This is a genomic window from Mycobacterium sp. UM_Kg1, from assembly GCF_000972925.1.
GTDB classification, from domain to species: domain Bacteria; phylum Actinomycetota; class Actinomycetes; order Mycobacteriales; family Mycobacteriaceae; genus Mycobacterium; species Mycobacterium hiberniae.
Map to the genome: position 1 here is coordinate 36,723 of NZ_JRMK01000023.1, position 6,000 is coordinate 42,722.

General features: G+C 67.8%; 6 protein-coding genes. All 6 read left to right on the forward strand.

Annotated features, from left to right (window positions below):
- Positions 1-94: 94 nt before the first annotated feature.
- The 6 genes from LI92_RS05825 to LI92_RS05850 all read left to right on the forward strand — a co-directional run bounded on the left by LI92_RS05825 (position 95) and on the right by LI92_RS05850 (position 5,808).
- The gene (locus LI92_RS05825) at positions 95-901 is read left to right on the forward strand and encodes an MlaE family ABC transporter permease (RefSeq protein ID WP_046316971.1); all 807 of its coding nucleotides are present in this window, start codon (positions 95-97) and stop codon (positions 899-901) included.
- Between the two features lie 3 nt (positions 902-904).
- Entirely contained in the window at positions 905-1,759 is an 855-nt protein-coding gene (locus tag LI92_RS05830) for an MlaE family ABC transporter permease (protein ID WP_046316973.1), read from the forward strand.
- A 64-nt stretch (positions 1,760-1,823) separates the two neighbouring features.
- Positions 1,824-3,401, forward strand: coding sequence for a methylmalonyl-CoA mutase family protein (locus tag LI92_RS05835; protein ID WP_046316976.1), 1,578 nt, complete (start codon positions 1,824-1,826; stop codon positions 3,399-3,401).
- Positions 3,401-3,826, forward strand: a complete 426-nt coding sequence (locus tag LI92_RS05840) for a cobalamin B12-binding domain-containing protein (RefSeq protein ID WP_046316978.1) — start codon at positions 3,401-3,403, stop codon at positions 3,824-3,826. The genes LI92_RS05835 and LI92_RS05840 overlap by 1 nt, the downstream gene beginning before the upstream one ends.
- A gap of 2 nt (positions 3,827-3,828) precedes the next feature.
- Positions 3,829-4,782 carry a TIGR03564 family F420-dependent LLM class oxidoreductase gene (locus LI92_RS05845; RefSeq protein ID WP_046316980.1) on the forward strand — a complete coding sequence of 318 codons (954 nt, stop codon included), beginning with the start codon at positions 3,829-3,831 and terminating at the stop codon, positions 4,780-4,782.
- Positions 4,783-5,808 carry a CaiB/BaiF CoA transferase family protein gene (locus LI92_RS05850; RefSeq protein WP_046316983.1) on the forward strand — a complete coding sequence of 342 codons (1,026 nt, stop codon included), beginning with the start codon at positions 4,783-4,785 and terminating at the stop codon, positions 5,806-5,808. It begins immediately after the preceding gene.
- Positions 5,809-6,000 lie beyond the last annotated feature (192 nt).

The window sequence follows — 6,000 nt, forward strand, 5'->3', positions numbered from 1 at the left end:
GAGAATCTATGTGCAACAAAAGCAGAACCGGGTATCCCAGAATTCAGAAGTCCGATAGGATTCCACACGCAGTGACGCGGGAGGAGCCGGCCTGATGGGGATGAAGGACCTGATCCGGTGGTCCCCGGGGGCCGCGGCAGCCCGCCTGGCCGGCCCCATGGAGGCGGTCGGCGGACTCTTCGCGATGTCGGTGGACGCGGTCAGGTTCGCGTTCCGGCGGCCGTTCCAGGCCCGTGAATTCGTCGATCAGTGCTGGTTCGTCGCCCGGGTCTCGCTGATGCCCACCCTGCTGGTGGCCATTCCCTTCACGGTCCTGGTCAGTTTCATCCTCAATATCCTGCTGCGTGAGCTCGGGGCCGCGGACCTGTCCGGTGCCGGGGCCGCCTTCGGCGCCGTCACCCAGGTGGGACCGATGGTGACCGTGTTGATCGTGGCCGGGGCCGGTGCCACCGCGATGTGCGCCGACCTGGGCTCGCGCACCATCCGGGAAGAGATCGACGCCATGGAGGTTCTGGGCATCAACCCGGTGCAACGGCTGGTGACACCGCGCATGCTCGCCGCCGGCCTGGTGGCACTGCTGCTCAACAGCCTGGTGGTGATCATCGGCATCCTCGGTGGTTACGCCTTCTCGGTCTTCGTCCAGGACGTCAACCCGGGCGCGTTCGCGGCAGGCATCACCTTGCTGACCGGTGTTCCCGAACTGGTCATCTCCTGCGTCAAGGCCGCGCTGTTCGGTCTGATCGCGGGAATGGTGGCCTGCTACCGGGGTCTGACCATCTCCGGCGGCGGCGCCAAAGCCGTCGGCAACGCGGTCAACGAAACCGTCGTCTATGCCTTCATGTCACTGTTCGTGGTCAATGTCGTGGTCACTGCCATCGGCATCAAGATGACGGCGCGCTGAGGCATGGCAGTGCGCACTCTGCAGGCCGTCTACCCGCGGCTGACGCGGCAGCTCCGGCGCCCCATCACGGCGCTGAGCCAGGTGGGCGATCACACCCTGTTCTACGGCAGGGCGATCGCCACCACGCCGTTCGCCTTCGCCCGCTACCGCCGCGAGGTCATCCGGCTGATCGCCGAGATCAGCATGGGCACCGGCACCCTGGCGATGATCGGCGGCACCGTGGTGATCGTCGGCTTCCTGACCCTGGCGGCCGGCGGCACGCTGGCGGTGCAGGGATACAGCTCGCTGGGCAACATCGGCATCGAGGCCCTGACCGGATTTCTGGCGGCGTTCATCAATGTGCGTATCTCAGCTCCGGTGGTCGCCGGCATCGGCTTGGCCGCCACCTTCGGTGCCGGGGTCACCGCGCAGCTGGGGGCGATGCGGATCAACGAGGAGATCGACGCGCTGGAATCGATGGCGATCCGCCCGATCGCCTACCTGGTCAGTACCCGCATCGTCGCCGGACTGGTGGCGATCGTTCCGCTGTATGCCATCGCGGTGATCCTGTCCTTTATGGCCAGCCGCTTCACCACGGTGTTCCTGTTCGGGCAGTCGGCCGGGCTCTACGACCACTATTTCCGCACGTTCCTCAACCCCATCGACCTGTTGTGGTCGTTTCTGCAGGCGTTTCTGATGGCGATCACCATCCTGCTGATCCACACCTACTTCGGCTACTTCGCCGCCGGCGGCCCGGCCGGGGTCGGGGTCGCGGTCGGCAACGCGGTGCGGACCTCGCTGATCGTGGTGGTCTCGGTGACCCTGTTGGTCTCGCTGGCGGTCTACGGGGCCAGCGGCAACTTCAACCTGGCCGGCTGACGGGCCGGGCATTCGCACATAGCGGTATTGGCATTCTCATTTGGTGCAAGTACCGTATCCATCGATGAGTGACCCAGTGCAGACCTCCTCAGGGATTCCGCTGAAACCGGTATACGGCCCGGACGACCGGCGCGAAGAGCCGCCGCCCCCGGGCACCTATCCCTTCACCCGCGGAAACTTCGAGTCCGGCTACCGCGGCCGGCTGTGGACCTTCCGCCAGTACTCCGGCTTCGGCACGGCCGAGGAGTCCAACCGGCGCTACCGCTACCTGCTGAGTCAGGGCGGAACCGGGCTGTCGGTGGCGCTGGACCTGCCGACGCAGTGCGGCTACGACTCCGACGACCCCGAGGTCGGCGAGGAGGTCGGCCGGGTCGGGGTGGCGGTGGACACCCTGGCCGACGCCGAGATCCTGTTCGACTCGATTCCCCTGGACAAGATCAGCACCAGCTTCACCATCAACGGAACCGCCGCCATCCTGCTGGCGTTCTACGTCGCCGCCGCGGAGCGCTCCGGAGTACCCCGGGCCACGCTCACCGGCACCATCCAGAACGACATCCTCAAGGAATACGCCTCCCGAGGCACCTGGATCTGGCCGCCGGAGCCGTCGCTGCGGCTGATCGCCGACACCATCGAGTTCTGCGCCGCCGAAGTGCCCCGGTTCAACGCGATCTCGGTCGCCGGTGCGCATTTCCGTGACGCCGGCGCCAACGCGGTGCAGGAGATGGCGTTCACGCTGGCCGACGGCGTCACCTACTGCGACACCGTCGTGCAGCGGGGCCGCATGAGCATCGAGCAGTTCGCCCCGCAGGTCTCGTTCTTCTTCTACACCCACGGCGACTTCTTCGAAGAGGTCGCCAAATACCGTGCCGGACGGCGCCGGTGGGCCACCATCGTGCGGGAACGCTACGGCGCCGGCAGCGACAAGGCATCGATGTTCCGCTTCGGCTGCGTGGCCGGCGGGGCATCCCTGTTCGCGCCCCAGGCCCAGAACAACCTGGTGCGGGTGGCCTACGAGTCGATGGCCGCGGTGCTCGGCGGGGTGCAGTCGATGTTCACCGCCGCCTGGGACGAGCCCTTCGCGCTGCCCAGTGAGGAGTCCGCGACGCTGGCGCTGCGCACCCAGCAGATCCTGGCCTACGAGACCGGGGTGACCCGAGTGGCCGATCCGCTCGGCGGCTCCTACTTCGTCGAGGCGCTCACCGATGCCACCGAGGAACGCATCATCGAGATCATGGCCGACCTGGAGAACCACGGCGGCATGGTGCGTGCCATCGAGGACGGGTATCTGCAGGGGCTGATCGCCGACGAGGCGTTCAAGATCCACCACGAGATCGAGTCCGGCAGCCGGCCCGTGGTCGGTGTCAACAAGTTCACCTCCGACGAGCCGCCGCCGGAGATCGCCACCTACGAGCTCGACGCCGCCGGCCGTGAGGTTCAGCTCAAGCGGCTGGCGCGGATCAAGGCCGAACGCAACGCCGACGACGTCGCCGCCAAACTGGCGGCGCTGTCGCGCGCCGCCGAGGGCGACACCAACCTCATGCATCCCCTGATCGACTGCGCCAACGCCTACTGCACGGTGGGCGAGATGGTCTCGGCGCTCAAAGCAGTCTGGGGCGAATTCCAGCAACCGGTGGTGTACTGATGACTTCTCCGCTTCCCTCCGCCGTCCCGGCCCGTGTCCTGGTCGCCAAACCCGGTCTCGACGGCCATGATCGCGGCGCCAAGATCGTCGCCCGCACGCTGCGTGACGCCGGTTTCGAGGTCATCTACACCGGCATCCGGCAGCGCGTCGAGGACATCGTCGCCACCGCCTTACAGGAAGACGTGGCAGTGGTGGGCTTGAGCATCCTGTCCGGCGCACACATCGCGTTGACCGGGCGCGTCGTCGATGCCCTGCGCGCCGCCGACGCCGGAGACATCGCCGTGGTGGTGGGCGGCACCATCCCGCAAGGCGACGTGCCCAAGCTGCTGGAGGCGGGGGCCGCCGCGGTGTTTCCCACCGGGACGTCGCTGGAGGAGCTGGTGAGCGGCGTGCGCCAGGTGGTGGATCAGGGAAAGGCGCACTAGTCATGCGACTCGGGGTGATGATCGGAGCCGAACGCGGCGACATGGCGCGCAAAGTCGCCAAGCTGATCTCCGACATCGAGTGGGCCGATCAGGCGGGCCTGGCCACCGCGTGGATGCCGCAGGTGCCCGACGATTTCGACCTGCTGACCATGGTGGCGCTGATGGCCTGCCACAGCACCCGGATCGAACTGGGCACCGCCGTGGTGCCGCTGCAGGCCCAGCACCCGATAGCTCTTGCCCGCCAAGCACTGTCGGTGCACGCGGTCTCGGGTGGGCGGCTGGCCCTGGGCGTCGGGCCGTCGCATCACTGGATCATCCGCGACATGCTCGGCCTGCCCTACGACAAGCCCGCCGCCTACACCCGCGACTACCTGCAGGTGCTCAACGCCGCGTTGGCCGGCCCCGGACCGGTGGATGTCGAGAACGAGCACTTCACCGTGCACAACCCCACCGCGCTGGGCGCCCAGACCCCGATGCCGGTGCTGGTGGCCGCGCTGGGGCCGGTGATGCTGCAGATCGCCGGCGAGCACGCCGACGGCACGTCGCTGTGGATGGCCGACGAGAAGGCCATCGCCGAACACATCGCGCCGCGGATCAACAAGGCCGCGGCCGCAGCGGGCAGGCCCGCGCCCCGCATCGTCGCCGGCATTCCGGTCACGCTGTGCGCCAACTCCGAGATCGAGACCGCCAAGGAGCGGGCCAACCGGATCCTGGCCGAAGCCGAGACCTCGCCGAACTACCAGCGGCTGCTCGACCGCGGTTCGGCCCGTGACGTGGGCGACCTGTGCGCCGCCGGCGACGAGGAGTCGATCCTCAAGCGGTTCAAGCAGTTCGCCGACGCCGGAGTGACCGACCTGTCGGTGCGGCTGCTGCCGATCGGCGACTCCCGTGACGAACTGATCGCCTCGAAGTACCGCACCCGCGAGGTGATCGCCGAGCTCGCCAAGGCGGTCTAGGTGAGCGGACCGCTTGCCGGGATCCGCATCCTCGAGGTGGGGGTGATGCTGGCCGGCCCCTACGCCACCATGCTGCTGGCCGATCTCGGCGCGGAGGTCATCAAGATCGAGCCGCCCGGCGGGGAGATCTCGCGGCAGGTCGGCGCCAGCTACTTCGCCAGCCTCAATCGCAACAAGACCAGCATCCAGCTGGACCTGGCGTCAGAGGCAGGGCAGGCGAAACTGGGGGAGCTGGTCGCCGAATCCCATGCGCTGCTGGTGAACATGAAGCCGTCGGTGATCAAGCGCCTGGGGCTGACCTATGACGCCCTGCGCCGGCACAACGAGCGGATCGTCTGTGTCGCACTCACCGGGTTCGGTCTGCACGGCGGCGACGATCCGGCCTTCGACTACGTGATCCAGGCCGCCACCGGGGTGGCCGCGATGACCGGGGATCCAGACGCGCCGCCGACGTTGCCGGGCTACTCCTCGGCGGACAACTCCACGGGGCTGACGGCGGCTCTGGGTCTGCTGGCGCAGATCGTCAGCGGGCGCGGCGGGCAGGTGGAGGTGTCACTGCTGGACGTGATGCTCTCGCAACTGAACTACCGAGCGTCGGCCTACCTCAACGACGGTGTCGAGCCGCAGCGCTACCCCCACGGAGCCCATTCGTATTATGTTCCCGCGCAGCTTTTCCCGACCGCGCAGGGATATCTGGCCCTGTTCGTCACCCACGACGGCTTCTGGAAGGCGTTCGCCGCAGAGGCCGGCATCGAGGGCTTCGAGACGATGACGCAGCGGGTGGCCCACCGTGACGAGGTGCTCGCCGTGGTCACCGCAGCGCTTGCCGCCGACACCGCTGCGGGGTGGGAGGCGCGGCTTCGCCCGTTGGGCATTCCGGCGGCGGCGGTGCGCACACTGCCCGAGGCGCTCAAAGAACACCCGGAAATGATCGTCGCCGCAGGCGATTTCCGGCTGGTGGGCAGCCCGATCCGGATCGCCGGGTATGAGCCGGTGTATGCACCGCCACCGGGGTTGGGGGACTGAGCTCTGGAATGCAGGCGGTTAAGTGGGGTTCGGGGCATTTGGGGACGTGTCCGGACTGGGTGCTACGGTTCCGTGCGGTGATCTACCGAGGGTAGGGCTGGACGTGAGGGGGACCCGATTGATGGTCCAGTCGCTATGCGGCTTGGGGTTGGTGGGTCGTGGTCCACTTTAGGGCGAACTCGGCGGGACTGA